13 protein-coding genes and 1 tRNA gene are annotated in these 18,606 nt (G+C 67.1%); 7 read left to right on the forward strand and 7 right to left on the reverse strand.

The genetic code is table 11. The features are described from left to right. Positions 1-14: 14 nt before the first annotated feature. The 3 genes from OK17_RS02715 to OK17_RS02725 all read right to left on the reverse strand — a co-directional run bounded on the left by OK17_RS02715 (position 15) and on the right by OK17_RS02725 (position 7,176). Positions 15-4,757 (reverse strand): NAD-glutamate dehydrogenase, encoded by a 4,743-nt coding sequence (locus OK17_RS02715; RefSeq protein WP_461416586.1) that lies wholly within the window; start codon positions 4,755-4,757, stop codon positions 15-17. Between the two features lie 39 nt (positions 4,758-4,796). Continuing rightward, positions 4,797-6,470, reverse strand: coding sequence for an energy-dependent translational throttle protein EttA (gene ettA, locus OK17_RS02720; RefSeq protein ID WP_232719117.1), 1,674 nt, complete (start codon positions 6,468-6,470; stop codon positions 4,797-4,799). A 271-nt stretch (positions 6,471-6,741) separates the two neighbouring features. Then, positions 6,742-7,176: a single-stranded DNA-binding protein gene (locus tag OK17_RS02725; protein ID WP_461416587.1), complete on the reverse strand. Its 435-nt coding sequence runs from the start codon at positions 7,174-7,176 to the stop codon at positions 6,742-6,744. 158 nt (positions 7,177-7,334) lie between these two features. Between OK17_RS02725 and OK17_RS02730 the strand changes: the two genes are divergently transcribed. Next, positions 7,335-7,928: a chorismate mutase gene (locus tag OK17_RS02730; RefSeq protein ID WP_461416588.1), complete on the forward strand. Its 594-nt coding sequence runs from the start codon at positions 7,335-7,337 to the stop codon at positions 7,926-7,928. Between the two features lie 13 nt (positions 7,929-7,941). On the opposite strand, the gene OK17_RS02735 is transcribed toward OK17_RS02730, so the two are convergent. Then, positions 7,942-9,966: a cytochrome c oxidase assembly protein gene (locus OK17_RS02735; protein ID WP_461416589.1), complete on the reverse strand. Its 2,025-nt coding sequence runs from the start codon at positions 9,964-9,966 to the stop codon at positions 7,942-7,944. A 144-nt stretch (positions 9,967-10,110) separates the two neighbouring features. Here OK17_RS02735 and OK17_RS02740 point away from each other — a divergent pair. Beyond that, positions 10,111-10,184: transfer RNA gene (locus OK17_RS02740), tRNA-Arg, on the forward strand. Between the two features lie 67 nt (positions 10,185-10,251). Here the strand turns inward: OK17_RS02740 and OK17_RS02745 are convergent. Continuing rightward, the gene (locus OK17_RS02745; protein WP_461416590.1) at positions 10,252-10,752 is read right to left on the reverse strand and encodes a nitroreductase/quinone reductase family protein; all 501 of its coding nucleotides are present in this window, start codon (positions 10,750-10,752) and stop codon (positions 10,252-10,254) included. Positions 10,753-10,815: 63 nt separating this feature from the next. Then, on the reverse strand, positions 10,816-11,325 hold the full coding sequence (locus OK17_RS02750) for a GNAT family N-acetyltransferase (protein ID WP_461416591.1): 510 nt from the start codon (positions 11,323-11,325) through the stop codon (positions 10,816-10,818). 255 nt (positions 11,326-11,580) lie between these two features. Here OK17_RS02750 and OK17_RS02755 point away from each other — a divergent pair, with 255 nt between their 5' ends. Continuing rightward, positions 11,581-11,856 (forward strand): hypothetical protein, encoded by a 276-nt coding sequence (locus OK17_RS02755; protein ID WP_461416592.1) that lies wholly within the window; start codon positions 11,581-11,583, stop codon positions 11,854-11,856. Further along, positions 11,856-13,511: an alpha/beta hydrolase gene (locus OK17_RS02760; RefSeq protein ID WP_461416593.1), complete on the forward strand. Its 1,656-nt coding sequence runs from the start codon at positions 11,856-11,858 to the stop codon at positions 13,509-13,511. The genes OK17_RS02755 and OK17_RS02760 overlap by 1 nt, the downstream gene beginning before the upstream one ends. A 74-nt stretch (positions 13,512-13,585) precedes the next feature. Here the strand turns inward: OK17_RS02760 and OK17_RS02765 are convergent, their stop codons facing one another. Then, entirely contained in the window at positions 13,586-14,884 is a 1,299-nt protein-coding gene (locus OK17_RS02765; RefSeq protein ID WP_461416594.1) for a uracil-xanthine permease family protein, read from the reverse strand. A gap of 125 nt (positions 14,885-15,009) precedes the next feature. Between OK17_RS02765 and OK17_RS02770 the strand changes: the two genes are divergently transcribed. From OK17_RS02770 to cmrA, 3 genes are all read left to right on the forward strand, one after another. Beyond that, positions 15,010-15,558: a PadR family transcriptional regulator gene (locus tag OK17_RS02770; protein ID WP_461416595.1), complete on the forward strand. Its 549-nt coding sequence runs from the start codon at positions 15,010-15,012 to the stop codon at positions 15,556-15,558. Between the two features lie 93 nt (positions 15,559-15,651). After that, positions 15,652-17,715 (forward strand): oxidoreductase, encoded by a 2,064-nt coding sequence (locus OK17_RS02775; protein ID WP_461416596.1) that lies wholly within the window; start codon positions 15,652-15,654, stop codon positions 17,713-17,715. Positions 17,716-17,787: 72 nt separating this feature from the next. Then, complete coding sequence (gene cmrA / locus OK17_RS02780) at positions 17,788-18,594, forward strand: mycolate reductase (RefSeq protein WP_232719127.1); 807 nt, start codon at positions 17,788-17,790, stop codon at positions 18,592-18,594. Positions 18,595-18,606: the final 12 nt, after the last annotated feature.

The raw sequence follows: 18,606 nt of genomic DNA on the forward strand, positions 1-18,606 counted from the left end.
GGGGACACGACGAATCAGCGGATCACACTCCGGAGCTGTCGCGCCGCGACCGACAGCGTCGCAAGGTCGAGGGTCCCGGTCTCCTCGATCTCCCCGAGGACGCTGCGCAGGCGACCGAGCCGGTTCGACTGGGAGGACTCCCATTCGGCGATCTTCTCGACGCTCGACTCGTCGGGCTCACTGACCTCGAGGATCTTGAGGGTGAGCGCCCGTAGCGCGCCGTGCATGTCGTCGCGGAGCGCCAGTCGGGCGAGCGCGTGCCAGCGGTCGCCGTAATCCAGGTTCGACACCGCGGTGAGCAGTTCCTCGAGTCCGAAGTGCTCCATCACCGCGAAGTAGAGGTCGCCGACCTCTTCGGGATCGCGGTCGGAGATCTCCGCGGCGTCGATGATGTCGAGGAGGCAGAACCGGTGGAGACTGACGGCCACCGTCCGGGCGAGGTCGTCGGGGACCCCCTCGTCGACGTAGGCACGCACGCGATCGGCGATGTCCTTCGCGGAGCTCTCCCCCAGCCAGCCGTCGACGGCTGCGGACAACTGGGTGATCCGATCGGAGTAACGGGTGATCTCCGCGGCCAGGGCGAGCGGCTGCGGACGGAACGCGAGCAGCCACCGCGACGCCCGGAACAGCAGCCGGCGGGCGTAGAGCATCATCCCGTCGACGACCTCGGCCGGCGCCGGCGCGTGCCGGATGCCTTCGAAGACGTCGCCCATGCCGAAGATCAGGTTGGACACGACGTAGGCGCGGACACCTTCTTCGGTGGTGCACCCGGTGCCCTCGCTCAACCGGAACAGGTGCGTCATCCCGGCGTGATCGATGACGTCGTTGACGAGGGTCGTCGTGACGATCTGGCGGCGCAGCCGGTGGGAGTTGATCTGCTCGCTGTACGTCTCACGCAGGGCTTCCGGGAAGTAGCGGGCGACGCGCGGGGAGAACACATCGTTGTCGGGGAGATCGCTGGCCAGCAGATCCGACTTCGCCTCGAGTTTCACGTGCGCCATCAGGGTCGCGAATTCGGGCGAGGTGAGCCCGCGGTGCAACTCCCCGTCGAACCGTTTGCGGAGTTCACGCGCGTGCGGGAGCGCTTCGAGCTCGAGGTCGACGCCGCGTTCTCGTGACAGCTGGTCGAGCATCCGGGCATGGACCTCCACGCGCGTGAGTTCGAAGGTGCGGCAGAAGCCCAACTCGGAGTTCTGTGAGATGTTGTCGGCGAGAACGAGATCGGCGACGTCATCGGTCATCGACTCGAGCAGCGGGTTCCGGTCGTCGGGGTCGAGCACATCGCTCGACACCGCGGAGTCGAGCAGGATCTTGATGTTGACCTCGTGGTCGGAGCAGTCGACACCGGCCGAGTTGTCGAGTGCATCGGTGTTGATCCGGCCACCGGCGAGGTCGTATTCGATCCGCCCCCGTTCGGTGACCCCGAGATTGCCGCCCTCCCCGATCACCTTGGCGCGCACCTGATCACCGTCGACGCGGATCGCATCGTTGGACTTGTCGCCGACGTCCCCGTGGGTCTCCGCCGACGCCTTTATGTATGTGCCAATCCCGCCGTTCCAGAGCAGGTCGACCGGCGCGAGGAGGATCGCCCGGATCAGTTCGGGCGGTGAGAGTTCGTCGACGCCCTCCTCGATGCCGAGCGCGGCCGCCATCTCCGCACTGATGGGGATCGACTTGCGGTCACGGGACCAGACCCCACCGCCCGTGCCGATCAGATCGGTGTCGTAGTCGGCCCACGACGATCGCGGCAGCTCGAACAGACGTCGGCGTTCGCGGTAGGACCGGTCGGCGACGGGTTCCGGGTCGACGAAGATGTGCCGGTGGTCGAAGGCGGCGACGAGCCGGATGTGTTCGCTGAGCAGCATCCCGTTGCCGAACACGTCGCCGCTCATGTCCCCGATGCCGACGACGGTGAAGTCCTGCGTCTGGGTGTCGACGCCCATTTCCCGGAAATGCCGTTTCACCGATTCCCAGGCACCGCGGGCGGTGATGCCCATGGCCTTGTGGTCGTAACCGGCCGAGCCGCCCGAGGCGAACGCGTCACCGAGCCAGAAACCGTACGACCGGGACACCTCGTTGGCGATGTCGGAGAACGCCGCCGTGCCTTTGTCGGCGGCGACCACCAGGTAGGTGTCGTCCTCGTCGAGCCGGACCACGCCCCGCGCCGGGATGACCTCGCCGGTCGAGCGGTCGATGTTGTCGGTGATGTCGAGCAGACCGGAGATGAACTGCCGGTAGCAGGCGATGCCCTCCGCGCGCTGCGCATCCCGGTCGGCTGCTGCGTCACCGGTCGGCGCCGGCGAACGTTTGACGACGAATCCGCCCTTCGCGCCGAGCGGGACGATGACGGCGTTCTTGACCGCCTGTGCCTTCACCAGGCCGAGGATCTCGGTACGGAAATCCTCCTTCCGATCCGACCAGCGCAACCCGCCGCGGGCCACCGCACCGAACCGCAGATGGACGCCCTCGACCCGAGGCGAGTACACGAAGATCTCGTGCAGCGGACGGGGTTCGGGGGTCTGCGGGATCTCCCGGGGCCGGAGTTTGAACGAGATCACCGGGCGGTGCTCGCGATCCCCGTCGCCGACCGTCACGAAGTAGTTGGTCCGTGACGTCGCGGTCATGACGGCGGCGAACGCCGACACGATGCGATCGGCGTCGAGGCTCAGCACCGTGCCGATGTCGGCCCGTAGTTGCTCGCTCACCCGCTCGCGCCGTTCCGGGTCGGCGGCGGCCGGGTCGAAGGAGGCCACGAACAGGTCGACCAGCCCGCGCGTGATCTGCAGATGACGACCCAGCACATTCGCGACATGTGCTGTGCTGTAGGAGAATCCGCACTGCCTCAGGTACTGCCCGTAGGCACGCAGCATCGCCGCCGATCGCCAGTCCAGACCGCAGCGGATGATCAGCTCGTTGTAGTCGTCGACCTCCGCTGCGGCGAGCCAGATCTGACGGAACGCCTCGGTGAAGCGCTCCTCGAGGTCGTCGGCATGGTCGAGGTCCACCGACATCCCGGCGGCGAGTTGCACGATGAACTCGTAGGCCCAGCAGGCGGTGCCGTCGGACCGCCGGATCTCGTACGGATGCTCTTCGAGAACGTCGAGGCCGAGACTGTGCAGCACCGGTAGGACATCGGTGAGGGTCGCCGACTCGCCGCACAGGTAGAGGGTGAACCGCCAGCGGTGGTGGTCGCCCGGCCCGCGCTCCTCGGTGGCGTCGAGGGTCACCGCCAGCGCGCCCGGTTCGAGCGAGACGACGTGGATCAGGTCCTCGAGGGCGTCCTGGGGTTCGCGGATCTCCTTGTAGTCGTCCGAAAGTGAGGGCAGTTGCCGCAGAAGAAGTTCCGGTCCACCGGCAAGTGATCCGGAACGATCACCGAGGTTCGCGGCGAGTTCCCGGACACGTTCGTCCCAGCCGCGGATCGCCGCCGCGAGCGCCGCCTGCATCCGTGCGTGCGCGGGCGATCCGGTGTCCACCGATCCGAGTTCGGATGCGGCGCCCGGTTCGATGCAGACCAGCACCTGCAGGAGCGCGAGCGGCATCTCGCTCACGCGAGCCGTGTATTCGAGTGCGCTACCGTGCAATTCGTCCATGAGGGCACGTTCGAGGGCGAGCCGACTCTGGGTGTTGTAGCGATCCCGGGGTAGGTAGATGAGGGCGACCGCGGTCTTGCCGTCGGCGTTGGTGCGCACGAACAGTCGCAACGACCGGGTCGCGACCGCGTCGAGCATCTCGGTGACGCGACGGGTGAGTTCGTCGGTGGTGGAGGCGAACATCTCCACCACCGGATAGTTCTGCAGCAGCTCGATCATGGACTGCCCCGCGAAGGAGTCCTCGTCGACGCCGGCCCGTGCGAGCACGTCGTGCACCTTGGTACGCAGCACCGGGACGTCGAGCACGGTCTGGTGCAGACCGGAGGAGGTCAGCGTGCCGAGGAACCGGTGCTCACCGTCGTAGTTGCCGTGCGAATCGAACGCCGGAACCTGGAGCAGCACAGGGAAATTTGACCGTTGGATGCCGGTTGTGACGTAGACCCGGCTCGCCCGCGGGAGCAGGGGCCGCGTGGTCACCGCCGGGAAGTCCCGGTTGATGGAGTCGGTTCGCCAGACACCCAGCCGCTCGTCGCCCTCCCCGACGCCGTCGGTGCCCACCCTGGTGTAGCCGAGGGGATGGAAGTGGTTTCCGGCGAACCATTCGAGGAGCTTGGAGTACTCGTAGCGGTCGGTGTTGCGGATGCCGGTGGACTCGCGCACCGGCGCCACCGACAGGTCGGCCGCACAGGTTGTCATCCGTGACCGCATGCGGGCGGCGTCGTGGTCGACGTCGCCCACCCGGAACACGACTTCGAGAAGATCCGAACGAAGTGCCTCCGGGTCGACGCCGGGATGTCCGGCGAGTCCGCCGACGAAGATCCAGGACTCCCAGGCGGCACCGGACCCGTCGTCGATCGCCTCGAGCCGGCCGTCGGAGTCGCGTTGTACCGGCATGACCGGATGGTCCATGCGGTCGATGGAGAGGTCGTGGGCCTCGACGGTCGCCAGGACCGCCTCCACTAGCATCGGCATGTCGTCGTTGACGACGACGATCTCGACCGCACCGCCCTCGTCGACGACCACGTCGACCAGCGCCTGGCCGGGATCGCGCCGGGTCGCGACGTCAAGGTGACGCATCACCTGCTCGGCGGCGCTGTCCGCCCCGGAGCCTTCGGCCCGGGACTTGAAGTAGTGGTTCACCGCGTCCGGCACGAGTGACGTCACATCGCCGATGCTAGTCACCCGTGCCGGACGGGGGTGGCATTAATCGCGGGTGAGTTTGCGGTGGGTCACCCGGTGCGGACGTGCCGCGTCGGCGCCGAGACGCTCGACCTTGTTCGCCTCATATGCCTCGAAGTTGCCCTCGAACCAGAACCACTTTCCTTCTTCGACGTTGCCCTCCCACGCCAGGATGTGGGTACAGGTGCGGTCGAGGAACCAGCGGTCGTGGCTGATGACCACGGCACAGCCGGGGAAGTTCTCGAGCGCGTTCTCCAGCGAGCCGAGGGTCTCGACGTCGAGGTCGTTGGTCGGCTCGTCGAGCAGGATCAGGTTGCCGCCCTCTTTCAGGGTGAGGGCAAGGTTCAGGCGGTTGCGCTCGCCACCGGAGAGCACCTCGGCCTTCTTCTGCTGGTCCGGGCCCTTGAAACCGAAGGCGCTGACGTAGGCGCGCGAGGGCATCTCGTTCTGGCCGACCTCGATGTAGTCGAGTCCGTCGGAGACGACCTCCCACACGTTCTTCTTGGGGTCGATGTTGGCGCGCGTCTGGTCGACGTAGCTCAGCTTGACCGTCTCGCCGACCTTGACGGTGCCCGAGTCGGGCTCCTCGAGACCGACGATGGTCTTGAACAGCGTGGTCTTACCGACACCGTTGGGGCCGATGACGCCGACGATGCCGTTGCGCGGCAGCGTGAAGGACAGGTCCTTGATGAGGACGCGGCCTTCGAAGCCCTTGTCGAGGTGGGAGACCTCGACCACCACGTCGCCGAGGCGCGGCGGCGTCGGGATCTGGATCTCCTCGAAGTCGAGCTTCCGCGTCTTCTCGGCCTCGGCGGCCATCTCCTCGTAGCGTGCGAGGCGGGCCTTGTTCTTGGTCTGGCGCGCCTTGGAACCCGAACGGACCCAGGCCAGCTCTTCCTTCAGGCGACGCTGCAGCTTCTGGTCCTTCTTGCCCTGGACCTCGAGACGCTCGGCCTTCTTCTCCAGGTAGGTGGAGTAGTTGCCCTCGTAGGGGTGCAGCTTGCCGCGATCGACCTCACAGATCCACTGCGCGACGTGATCGAGGAAGTACCTGTCGTGGGTCACGGCCAGGACGGCGCCCGGGTAGGAGGCGAGGAACTGCTCGAGCCACAGCACCGACTCGGCGTCGAGGTGGTTGGTGGGCTCGTCGAGGAGCAGCAGGTCGGGCTTCTGCAGCAGCAGCTTGCACAGTGCGACGCGGCGGCGCTCACCACCGGACAGGTGGGTGACCGGCGAATCGGCGGGCGGGCAGCGCAGGGCGTCCATGGCCTGCTCGAGCTGCGAGTCGAGGTCCCAGGCGTCGTTGTTGTCCAGGTCTTCCTGGAGTTTGCCCATCTCCTCCATCAACTCGTCGGAGTAGTCGGTGGCGAGCTGCTCGGCGATCTCGTTGAAGCGGTCGAGCTTCACCTTGATCTCGCCCATGCCCTCTTCGACGTTCTCCTTGACCGTCTTCTCCTCGTTGAGGGGCGGCTCCTGGAGCAGGATGCCGACGGTGGCCTCGGGGTCGAGGAAGGCCTCGCCGTTCGACGGCTGGTCGAGGCCGGCCATGATCTTCAGGATCGACGACTTACCTGCGCCGTTGGGACCGACGACGCCGATCTTGGCGCCCGGGTAGAAGGACATGGTGACGTCATCGAGGATGACCTTGTCGCCGTGCGCCTTGCGCACCTTTTTCATCGTGTATATGAACTCTGCCATGTCTTAGCCTCTCTACCAGCGATTATTGGCTCATCTGCCGCGGCCCCTCCCGCAAACCCCCCGCACGGGGAGGCATGAGCACAGTGGAGGTGGGCCCTCGTGGCACAACAGCAACCCAGTCTAGTCATCGACTCCCCGGAGACCGCCGATGGGCGCTGGAGCAGAGCTCGGCGAAATGAGGTCGCGTGCGACGTCGATCCGGCCGAACGACCTCGGTCGCCGTCGCGCGGCCGGATCGAGCTCGCATGCGACCTCGTTCCGAAACCGAGACTCACGCAGCCGTCTGGGTTTCCGCCTTCCCCGCAGCGGCGACCGGCAGGGCGGCCGCGATGTCTCGCTCCGACGACGGCGTGCCGCGGTAGGTGACGATGCAGCGACTCAGGTCGAGTCCCACGGCGACGGCGGTCATCTCGAGATCGGACCGGCGTGACCCGTCGGCGGTCGGGTACTCATTGGTCTTGATCTGACCGTGCGCCATGACGGGCCGCCCCTTCGCGATGGCGAGGCCGACACCGGCGAGGAGTCGGCGCCAGCAGCTCACCGTCAGATACAGCGTCGGCCCGTCCACCCACTCGCCGCTGCGCTTGTCGATGCGGCGCGAGGTGCAGGCCACGCGGAACGAGATCACGTCCTCGCCGGTGGTGGTCTGGCGTCGGCGGGGCTCGGACACAACGGTTCCGATGACGGTCGTGTACGTCTCAAACATGGTCGTCTCCTACTGGTGTCGGCCACGGGAAGTGTGGCCGCATCAGCATCACCCCCGAGATGGGCCCAAGACGGGGACGTCATCGGGCTGTGGAGAACTCGCCGTGGTTTACCCACAGATCACCGGCACCTCTGGCGTTCCGCCCATAGGATCGCGACATGCGACTGCGAGGGTTCCTGGTTGGTCTGATCGCGGCGGCCACGATGCTGGTCGCGCCACCTTTGTCCGCGCCACCCATGTCCGCGGCGGCACCGGCCCCTCCCTTGTCGGGCCTGACCGACGCCGTCGCCGGTCGCCTCGTACTGGCCGACGCGGTCGCCGCATCGAAGTGGGCATCCGGTGCAGCCATCGACGATCCCGCACGTGAACAGGTCGTCCTCGACACCGTGTCGCAGCTGGCCGTCGACCGGAATCTCGACCCCGCCTACGTACGCAACGTCTTCCGTGACCAGATCGAGGCGAGCAAGACGGTCCAACGCGGGTTGTTCGCCCTGTGGGAGTTGCCCGGACAGGCCGCGCCGCCCGCCACCCCGGATCTCGGTCCGGTCCGCGCGGCGATCAATGAGTTCAACGTGGCGATCGTCGATGAGCTCGCGGCCTCACGCGACATCGTGACGACCCTGCGCTGCCCGCCGGAACTGGCTGTGTCGAGTGCTCGGTCCGCCGCCGGTGCAGGTTTCGACCCGCTGCACGTCGCCGCCCTGGCCCAGGCCGGTGCGTCCGTCTGCGCGGTCTCGACGGGATCGAGCTGAGACCCGTTGGAGCTCAGCCTCGTTTGTTGAGTTCCTTGAGCATGTCGTTGTAGTTCTCGAGTTCGGCGTCGTGGTCGCGGGCCGCGTTGCGGTCGTAGCGTTTCGCCTGCCGGGTGTCGCTGCGCTGCCATTGGACCAGCAGGGCCAGCATGATGACGACAAGCGGGATCTCGCCTGCCGCCCAGGCGATTCCGCCACCGGCGCGCTGGTCGTCGAACAGGTTGTAGGTCCACGGCAGATTGAGGCCGCGGTAGTAGTTCTCGGCAATGACGGCCGTGGTCATCATCAGGGCCACGCCGAAGAAGGCGTGGAACGGCAGCGAGCCGAGAACGATGCCGAGTTTTGCGACCGGTTTGACCTGTCGTGGTGCGGGGTCGATCCCGATGACGAGCCAGTAGAACAGGTAGCCGCTGAGCAGGAAGTGCAGGTTCATCAGCAGGTGCGCCGCGTGGTACTCGACCACCGACTCGTACAAACCGCCGAGGTAGAGGATGTAGAAGCTGCCGACGAACATGATGGCCGCGATCAGCGGGTGCGTCAGGAAGCGCGACGGCCCCGAGTGCACGCCGGCCTGAATCCACTCGCGGGGTCCGGGCGGGTTGCCGCGACCGGCCGGCGGGAGTGCGCGCAGCGCCAGCGTCACCGGACCACCCAGGACCAGCAGGACCGGGATCATCATCGACATCAGCATGTGGGCGATCATGTGGATGCTGAACATCGCCGGGGCGTACCGCCCGAGGCCCGACGAGGTCGCCAGAAGCAGCAGCACACATCCGAGAAGCCACGCGAAGGTGCGGCCGACCGGCCAGTCGTCACCGCGGCGCTTCAGGCGCACGACTCCGCGGATGTACACGACCGCGAGAACGATCGCGGCGAGACCGAAGATGAGGTCGAAACGCCAGTCGGTGAAGAACCGGACGAAGGTCGGCGGACCGTCGATGTCGTAGCCGATGGCGTTCTCGACCGGCGAGACGTTCGCGGTGTCGAGGGCCGGCGGCGGGGTGCGGCTCAGGCCGACCGCGAGACCGAAGGTGGCGGCGAAGACGCCCAGTTCCACGAGTCCGAAGCGGACGAACAGCGACGGCCGTTCGTCCGACTCGAGCTGGGCGATGGTCACCCGGCGGTGCCACGCACCGAGAGCGCCGAGGACGACGAGCGCCGCGACCTTGGCGATGACGAGCTGCCCGTAGGTGTCGGAGAAGAGCTGATCGAGGGGCACGCGAACGGCGGCGTTCACCACGCCGCTGAGGCCGACAACGATGATGCACCAGAACGCGACCCGCGAGAAGCGTCGGACCGCCAGTGCCCGCCACCGCCCGGACGCAAGCGCGTAGACGACCACCGCGGCGAGCCCGCCGAGCCACAGTGTCGCACCGATCAGGTGGAGGATGAGGCTGTTGGTGGCGATGTCGTGGTTGCCGCCCGACGACGAGTGCCCGGCCAGCGCCGACGGCATCAGGCTGAAGATCGTGAACGCGATGACCGCGACCGTCGGCCCCCACTTGAGGATCGTCCGCGCGATGATCGCCGCGACCAGCGCGAACACCGCCGTCCAGAACCAGGTGCGCACCTCGGCGACCTGGCCGTAGGCGTTGATCAGGTTGGCGGGTTTGATCGCCTCCGAGAGCGGCGACCCACTGACCTCCGACGCCGACAGAGGCATCAGCAGCAGCGCGCACACCGACCACACCAGCGCCGACGACGCCGCGATCCGGATGGCGCGGTAGCCGCCGACGTCGAGGACGTTGTCGGACTGCGGCGGCACGAAGAACGCGGCGAACACCGCACATCCGAGCGCGATCGCGGCCGCGAACTCACCGATCGCGGTCAGCGTCGGCAGGCCGTAGGTGGTGAGCGGGCCGGGGTCGGGGACGCCGGTCAGCTTGAGTGCGGTGGACGCGGAGACGGCGGTGACGGCGACGGCGACGATCGCGGCGAGCCATCCCGACGCCCAGAGGACCGCGGTGACGACGCCGCGCGGTTCGTTCATCGCGTCGCGATTCTGATCCGGCGTGGCGGACGTCGACGAGCGGGTCATTCCTCAACTGTAGGTCCGAGCGCCGACGACACACCCTCCGACCTGGTCAGGCCGTGGTGCGCGGCACACCTGCGGCGGAACCGGGGTCATGTCGTAAACTCCATGTGCCCGACGCCCCGTGTCTGATGCCACGGGCGCCGGCCAGCCTCCGTAGCTCAGGTGGATAGAGCAAGGGCCTTCTAATCCCTAGGTCGCAGGTTCGAATCCTGCCGGGGGCGCTCACGCCGCGGTGCCGCACCGGATTACCGCATGTCAGTCCTTACCGCTGATCGAGCACGCGGGAAGTCAGCGCGGCTCGAGACGGAAGATCGGGATCTGCCGACCGAACGCCGCGGTATTCGTCCGGTACTCGGCGAACCCGGAGAAGACACGGTCCGCGAGTCCGAAGAGCCGGGCGCGTTCGTCCGGGTCGGTGACCTCCGTCGCCCTGAACATCTCGCCGCCGAGTTCGCACTCGGGATGAGTCTTGAGGTTGTGGTACCACCCCGGGTGGTGGTTCCCGCCGCCGTTCGAGGCGATGAGGATCGGGTCTCGTCCATCGTGGAAGTACATGAGTTGCACTTCCCTTTGTTGCCCCGATCTGGCGCCGATCGTCGTCAGGGGTGCGGTGGCCATCGCGCCGAGGATCCACGGGTAGCGGCCGCCGGTCGCGCGATAGATGATCGGGTCGAAGCGGTGTCCGTAGCGCAGGGCATAGCCTCTGCCCCACCGTGACCGTCCGAATCTCTCGTTGGCCCGGTAGACGCGGCTCCGTTTCGCGTACGGATCGACGTGGTGCAGGGGCACGATTCCAACGATAGTCCTCGCAAAACCGCCTGTTAACTGCTGTTTCTGTACTACGCCGGGGGCTCAGATGCCGAACGGCGCCGCGTAATGGACCAGCCCGGACGGGATGTCGGTCCCGTCGAGACCGAGCACCATGAGCGCTTCATCAGGGACCTCGACGCTGAGCCGGATGCCGTGGTCGACGGCTCGTCGGAAACCGAAGCGTGGGTAGTAGTCGGGGTGGCCAAGCACGACGACGGTGCTCTCCCCCATCTCGCGCGCCGCGTCGAGCGCGGCGATGATCGCGGCTGAACCGGCTCCGGTGCGCTGGTGGTCGGTGGCAACCGCACATGGTGCGAGGCACAGCGCCGGGGCGTCGTCGATGTGACAGCGCGTCAGCAGCGCGAAGCCGACGGGCCGATCGTCGGCATCGACGGACACGAAGGACAGCCCGTCGATCCAGGACGGGTCGACACGCAGCGCATCGACCAGTTCGGCTTCCTCCGACGTCGGGAAGGCGTCGGCATTGATCTCATGGACGCGCGCGATGTCGTCGGCCCGTTCCGTCCTCGTGCGCCAAGCCGGTTGCGGCATCGGTGGCTCCCCTGTCCTGTGTCGAAGTGCCCCCAACGTAGCGACCGCGCGTGGCCGGGGCGAACGATTTTCTCGGAACCGGCGGGGCACCCGGCGCGTCCAAGAATTGCACCACCTCTCCGGGTGGCCGCAGTCCTCGACGAGTCGCGGAGGATCATGCTCGTACCGTTCCCCATTCCTTCTCCCATCCCGCTTGTGCCCCGGTGGTTTCCCCGACCCGAACGCAGAAACGATTCGGACAACGGCACTTTCGGGGTGTCGCCGGACGAGATCGAGGCTGTGGTCAGGTCGTGGCGCGGCAACGGCATCGCCATCTCCGCGATCGGCACCGCAGCCATCGGCGAGGTCCAGGGTTCGTCGAGCCGGGTAGCGCGTGCACTCCGCGACACCGCTGAACCCGCCCGTCGCGCCGTCGAGTCGATCGGCGACCGACTGCTGACGATGGGCGAACTCCTCGACACCTTCGTGTCGACCACCGTCGCGTCGGATGCCCGGGTGGCATCGAAGTTCGACTCACTACGAACCCGCTGATGCGCCCCACCATCTCGGCGCTGCGCACCTGGAATCCGCAGACCTTCACCGACGCCGGATCGGCGGCGACCCTGGCCGCCGAAGCCGTCGACACCGGAATCGACCGCTCTGTGCGGACTCTCGATTCCGCACGGTCCTGGCGCGGGCGCACCCACGACGCCGCACATCAGAAGATCTGGCAGGAGCACGACCACGGCGGTGAGGTCCGCAACGTGCTGCAGATGATCGCCGACGAGGCCTCGGGCGCGGGGACGGATCTGTCCCATGCACGCGATCACGTGCTACGGATCGTCGACGCGGCGACGTCGTCCGGATTCGACGTCGCCGACGACGGGACCGTCACCCATCCGGATCCACGTCGAGCATCGACCGCCGCCGAGGTCTCCGAGACCATCGCCTCCGGACTCACCGCGATCGACGCCCTCGACGAACGCTACGGCTCCCGGCTCGACGAGTTCGCCGCCGATCTGACGGCCATGGTCGACGGCCAACCCGACGTCACCCTGCCCGGCGGCCGGACGATGGACGCCGACGCGGCGGTCCACACGCTCGAGAGCCTCGGTGCACCCCAGATCCGAACGATCGTCGAACACATGGAACCTGACGACGTCCGACGCCTCCTCCAGGCGAATCCGCATGTGATGGGCAATCTTCCGGGCGTCCCCTTCGAGATACGCATCCAGGCCAACGAGATCAACATCCGCAACGCCCTCGTCGACGAGATCCAGGCCGGCCGGGGTGAGGGGCGTCGCGCCCGAACACTGCGAGAGATGTTGGCGCCCGGCCCGGTCGAGCGGCAATTCGTGACTTTCGTGAACACACCGCGGGGACGCGTCGTCGAGATGATCGGATCGCTGCGCCCCGGCACCCGGAATGCGGCGACGTATGTCCCCGGCACCGGCACCACCATCGACACCGCCGCCGGCGACAACCGGCGCACCGCAGCCGAACTCGCCGCACAGACGGGCGGCCCGGTGTTCCTCTACCTCGACGGCGATCTGCCGGCGGACCTCCGTGCGGCCACGAGTCCGGCCTTCGCCGCCGCCATGGCGCGTCGGCTCGAACTGTTCGGAACCGAACTCGACGCCGAGATCGCCCGCCACGCACCCGAGGCGAGCACCACCTACATCGGGCACTCGTATGGCGGAGTGGTGGTCGGGACCGCCGAGCAGCTGGGCTTGACACCGGACCGCGTCATCTACGCCTCGTCGGCCGGGACCGGAGTGCACGATCTGCCGCACCCCGCCGGCGTCGATCGCTATTCACTGACCTTTCCCGGCGACCCGATCCACCTCGCGCAGTCCCTGCCCGGCAATCCGCATGGCTCCGACCCCGATTCCGCGCCGGGCGTGACACGCCTCGACACCGGCACGGTGACGATCGACGGCCGCACCTACGACAGCGGGATCAAGACCCACGGCGGTTACTGGAACGACCCCGACTCGACGGCCTTCCGGAACATGGTGAAGGTCATCACCGGCCGGGAACCCGACCTGTACGTCGAACGCAAACCGGATGTCCCCGAACTCCCACCACCTCCACCTGGTGCCGCGTTCGCACCGCTGTGGTGGCTGTATCTGTTCAACGACCGCGCCGACGGGGACATCGACCTACCGGGACCGATCCCCGACATCCCGCTGAGGCTCCCGTGGTGACGGCCGACTGCCAGACCTCATCTCGACGACGCGACTTTCGATCGAGCTCGCGCAGCCGAAACGAGGTCGACCGGTCAGGACTTGTCGGGAACCACCGTCCCGCGCCAGCCGCCGATGATCCGCATCGAGTGGTAGATCACCAGGGCGGCCACCGAGCCGAGCGAGATACCGGCGAACACGAGATCGCCGATCTGCCAGGTGTAGTCGGCGATGCCGATGATGAGTGGGATCGCCGCGGTGAACTGGTTGATCGGTTTGGAGAAGTCGACCTTGTTGCTGACCCAGATCTGCACGCCGATGATGCCGACGAGGCCGTAGAGGGCGGTCGTGACGCCACCGAGGACGCCCGGCGGGATCGCGGCGATCACCGCACCGACCTTGGGCGACAGGCCGAGCAGGATCGCCGCCGCACCGGCCACCCAGTAGGCCGCGGTCGAGTAGACCTTGGTCGCCGACATCACGCCGATGTTCTCGGCGTAGGTCGTCGTTGCCGAACCTCCACCGCTGCCCGCGAGCATCGTTGCGAGACCGTCGGCGGCGAGCGCGCGACCCATCGTGTCGTCGTAGTCCTTGCCGGTCATCATCGCCACCGACTTCACGTGACCGATGTTCTCCACGACGAGCACCAGGACGACGGGGAGGAAGAGCGGCAGGACACCGAGATCGAAGGTCGGGGTCTGGAAGTCGGGCAGGCCGACCCACGCGGCGTCGGCGATGCCGGAGGTGTCGATGTAGTCGTTGTCGGAGTCGATCCAGTCGAGGACGAGCGCCAACACGTAGCCGAACGCGACGCTGAGGAAGATCGCCAAACGCCCGAGAAGGCCCCGGAACAGCACCGCCGAGGCAACGAGCAGTACCAGCACGATGGTCGCGAGAACCGGGTCCTCGACGAAGTTGTTCTTCGCGGCCGGAGCCAGGTTGAGGCCGATCAGTGCCACGATCGCGCCGGTCACCACCGGCGGCATGAGCGTCTCGATCCACTTCACGCCGGCGAAATGGCTGATCAGACCGATGATGACGAGCAGCGCACCAACCGCGACCAGGCCACCCAGCGCCGACGATGCACCGTCGGAGGCCACCGCCGCAGTGACCGGCGCGATGATCGCGAAGCTCGAGCCGAGATAGCTGGGCAGACGGTTACGGGTGATCAGCAGGAACAGGATGGTGCCGATACCCGAGAAGAGCAGGGTCGTCGACGGCGGGAACCCGGTGAGCACCGGCACCAGGAAGGTCGCACCGAACATCGCGACCACGTGCTGCAGACCGATACTCACGGTCTTCGGCCAGGTCAGCCGTTCCTCCGGTGCCACCACGGTGTTCGTCGTGAGCTTCCACGACAGCAGGTTCTGGGATCTCGTCCCCGGTTCAGTCATGCGCAACAGTTTGCGGCACTCACGGCGTGCCCGCTCCCCTTACCCCGCGCTTACCCCTTCCATATGCAACAAGACTCATACGCACCTTGTTGCATAGTGCGCTGTTGCAGTGTTAGCGTGCTCACATGGCGCTCGAACATGCGATTCTGGTGTCGCTGGCGGAGCGACCCGGCACGGGTTACGAGATCGGTCAGCAATTCGACCGATCCATCGGCTACTTCTGGTCGGCCACCCACCAGCAGATCTATCGGACGCTCAAGAAGCTCCTCGACGACGGACTCGTCAGCGTCGAGTCGATCAGCCAGGACGGCCGCCCGGACAAGAAGGTCTACACGATCTCCGACACCGGCCGGGATGCGTTGGCGCAGTGGGCGATGAGCCCCACCCCACGGCAATCACTCCGTAGCGACATCGGCGTCAAACTCCGCGCCGCCGAGTTCGGCGACCTCGCCGCCATCATCGGCGAGCTCAAGGCCCACCGCGACGAGCACGTCGCACAACTGAAGCTGTTCAAGGGGTTTCAGGAGGACTACTACCCCGAACCCGACACCCTGACCGGCCGCAAGCTCCACCAGTACCTCGTGCTGCGCGGCGGCATCCGGCAGGAGGAGGGCTACATCGAGTGGTGCGACGAGGTCATCCCGGCACTCGAACGCGAACTCGCCGGTATGTGAACCACCGCCGCCGGTGACTGCACGAACGCCCCACCCAGACAGAGCGATACACGCACGAAACGTCACGACGACACCGAGATGAAAGGTCGCGCCATGTCAGCCCACACGGCACAACCCAACCCGTATTACCCACACCTGTTCACGCCGCTGCAGATCGGCGGCATGACCATCGAGAACCGTCTGGTGATGGGGTCGATGCACACGGGTCTCGAGGATCGTCTCTGGGACACCGACAAGCTCGCCGCCTACTTCGCCGAACGCGCCAAAGGTGGTGCGGGACTGATCATCACGGGCGGGTTCGGCACCAGCCGTACCGGTCTGCTCATGTTCGCGGGCGGCAAGATGACCAACACCCTCGACTGGAAGCGTCATCAGCGCGTCACCAAGGCCGTGCACGACGAGGGCGGCAAGATCGCCATGCAGCTCATCCACGCCGGCCGTTACGGGTACACCCCGTTCAAGGTCGCGCCGGGCAAGGAGCCGTCGCCGATCCACCCGTTCAAGCACCTGCGGATGACCGAGCCGATCATCCGGCACGTCATCAAGACCTTCGGTCAGTCGGCCAAGCTGGCCCGCAAGGCCGGGTACGACGCCGTCGAGATCATGGGCGGCGAGGGATACCTGATCAACCAGTTCCTGTGTCCGCACACCAATGACCGCACCGACAAGTGGGGCGGCAACACCGAGAACCGGCAGCGCTTCCTCGTGGAGGTCATCAAGGAGATCCGCCGTCAGGTCCCCCGCGACTTCCCGATCATCCTGCGTCAGTCGATCGCCGACCTGGTTCGCAAGGGCCAGACCTGGGACGAGATCGCCCTCATGGCACGCAAGGCCGAGGAACACGGCGTCGACGCGATCAACACCGACATCGGCTGGCACGAGGCCCAGGTCCCCACGATCGTGACCTCGGTCCCCCGCGGCGCCTTCGTGAAGTTCACCGAGCGTCTCCGCGACGAGGTCTCGATCCCGCTGATCGCCGCCAACCGCATCAACACCGCGGAGTTCGCCGAGGAGATCCTCACCAACGGCCGCGTCGACGCCATCCAGATGGCCCGCCCGTTCCTCGCCGACCCCCACCTGGCCAACAAGGCCCGCGAGGGACGCGCCGACGAGATCAACACCTGTATCGGCTGCAACCAGGCCTGCCTCGACCACGCCTTCGTCGGCAAGAAGGTGTCGTGCCTGGTGAACCCGCGAGCGGGGCGCGAGACCACGCTGGTCCTCAGTCCGACGCGCAAGGCCAAGCGCGTGGCCGTCGTCGGCGCCGGTCCGGCCGGCCTGTCGGCTGCCGTCTCGAGCGCCGAACGCGGCCACAAGGTGACGCTGTTCGAGGGCGGCAAGTCCATCGGCGGCCAGTTCTCCATCGCCGCCCGCATCCCGGGCAAGGAGGAGTTCAACGAGACGATCCGCTACTTCACCCGCAAGCTCGAGGTCCTCGGCGTCGACGTCCGACTCAACACCCGGGTCGACGCCGACACCCTCATCGCGGAGAAGTTCGACGACGTCATCGTCGCCACCGGCGTCGTGCCGCGCATCCCGAGTTTCCCCGGCGTCGACCATCCGATGGCGATGTCGTACGCCGACGCCGTTCTCGGCCACCGCGAGATCGGTAAGCGGGTTGCCGTCATCGGCGCCGGCGGCATCGGTTTCGACGTCAGCGAGTTCCTCACCACCGACGAGTCGCCGACGCTGAATCTGAAGGAATGGGAACAGGAATGGGGTGTCACCGATGATCCGGAGAAGCCCGGTTTCGTCACCAAGCCCCGTCCCCTGCCGCCGGTGCGTCAGGTCTACATGGTGCAGCGCAAGTCCGGTAAGCAGGGCAAGTCGCTCGGCAAGACGACCGGCTGGGTGCACCGCGCCACGATGAAGATGAAGGGCGTCGAGCAGATCAGCGGCGCGACCTACGACAAGATCGACGACCAGGGTCTGCACCTGAGCTTCCGCGACGACGAGGGCAACGTGACCGAGACCCGCCTCCTCGAGGTCGACAACGTGGTCATCTGCGCGGGCCAGGAATCGGTGCGCGAGCTCATCGATCCGCTGACCCTCGCCGGCGTCACCACCCATGTGATCGGCGGCGCCGACTACGCGGGCGAACTCGACGCCAAGCGGGCGATCCGGCAGGGCACCGAGGTCGCCGCCGGTATCGACTGACAGGAAGAACCCGCTGTCGTTGCGCTCCGGCTCTCCTCGGGCCGGGGCGCAGCGGCCGCTACGATTGCTCCCATGCCGGTACCGCCGCCTTCAGAAAACGCACGCGCCGTCGTCACCGGGGCCTCCTCCGGTATCGGCCGCGAGCTCGCCCGGGCGCTGGCCGCCCGTGGCCATTCGGTCATCCTCGTCGCCCGTCGCGGTGAGCTCCTCGAGGAACTCGCCGGCGAACTGCGCACGGCGCACAATGTCGCCGTCGAGGTCCGCGCCGTCGATCTGTCCGACCCGACCAAGGTCGAGGTCCTCGCCGCCGAGTTCGCCGAACGCGAGATCTCGATCCTCTGCAACAACGCCGGCATCGCCACCTTCGGCCCCGTCGCCGAGCTCGACGCCGCCTACGAGAAGTCCCAGGTCCTCCTGAACGTCAACGCCGTTCACGATCTCACTCTCGCGGTGCTCCCCCAAATGGTGAAGCGCGGCGCCGGCGGCATCCTCATGGTGGGGTCGGCGGCCGGCAACATGCCGATCCCGAACAACGCCACCTACGCCGCGTCGAAGGCCTTCGTCAACACCTTCAGCGAATCGCTGCGCGGTGAGGTCTCGTCCCAGGGCGTCCACGTCACGCTGCTCGCGCCCGGGCCCGTCCGCACCCACACTCCGACGCCGGAAGAGGAATCGATCGTGGACAAGGTCGTCCCCGACTTCCTCTGGCATTCGTCGGCGAAGGTCGCGGAGATGAGCCTCGACGCGTTGGCGCACAACAAGATGCGCGTCGTCCCCGGCACCCTCTCGAAGGCCATGTCGGTGGCCGGCGGGTACACCCCGCGCGCCGTCGTCGCGCCGATCGTCGGTGGGTTCTACCGGAAGTTCAGCGCCGAGTAGGTCTCGCGCGGA

It is taken from the genome of Gordonia sp. GN26 (assembly GCF_054823965.1).

Coding starts and splice junctions, on each gene's coding strand:
- ettA (WP_232719117.1), bottom strand. CDS start 6,470: ATGGCAGAGTTCATATACACGATGAAAAAGGTGCGCAAGGCGCACGGC.
- OK17_RS02725 (WP_461416587.1), bottom strand. CDS start 7,176: ATGTTTGAGACGTACACGACCGTCATCGGAACCGTTGTGTCCGAGCCC.
- OK17_RS02730 (WP_461416588.1), top strand. CDS start 7,335: ATGCGACTGCGAGGGTTCCTGGTTGGTCTGATCGCGGCGGCCACGATG.
- OK17_RS02735 (WP_461416589.1), bottom strand. CDS start 9,966: ATGACCCGCTCGTCGACGTCCGCCACGCCGGATCAGAATCGCGACGCG.
- OK17_RS02750 (WP_461416591.1), bottom strand. CDS start 11,325: ATGCCGCAACCGGCTTGGCGCACGAGGACGGAACGGGCCGACGACATC.
- OK17_RS02760 (WP_461416593.1), top strand. CDS start 11,856: ATGCGCCCCACCATCTCGGCGCTGCGCACCTGGAATCCGCAGACCTTC.
- OK17_RS02765 (WP_461416594.1), bottom strand. CDS start 14,884: ATGACTGAACCGGGGACGAGATCCCAGAACCTGCTGTCGTGGAAGCTC.
- OK17_RS02770 (WP_461416595.1), top strand. CDS start 15,010: ATGGCGCTCGAACATGCGATTCTGGTGTCGCTGGCGGAGCGACCCGGC.
- OK17_RS02775 (WP_461416596.1), top strand. CDS start 15,652: ATGTCAGCCCACACGGCACAACCCAACCCGTATTACCCACACCTGTTC.
- cmrA (WP_232719127.1), top strand. CDS start 17,788: ATGCCGGTACCGCCGCCTTCAGAAAACGCACGCGCCGTCGTCACCGGG.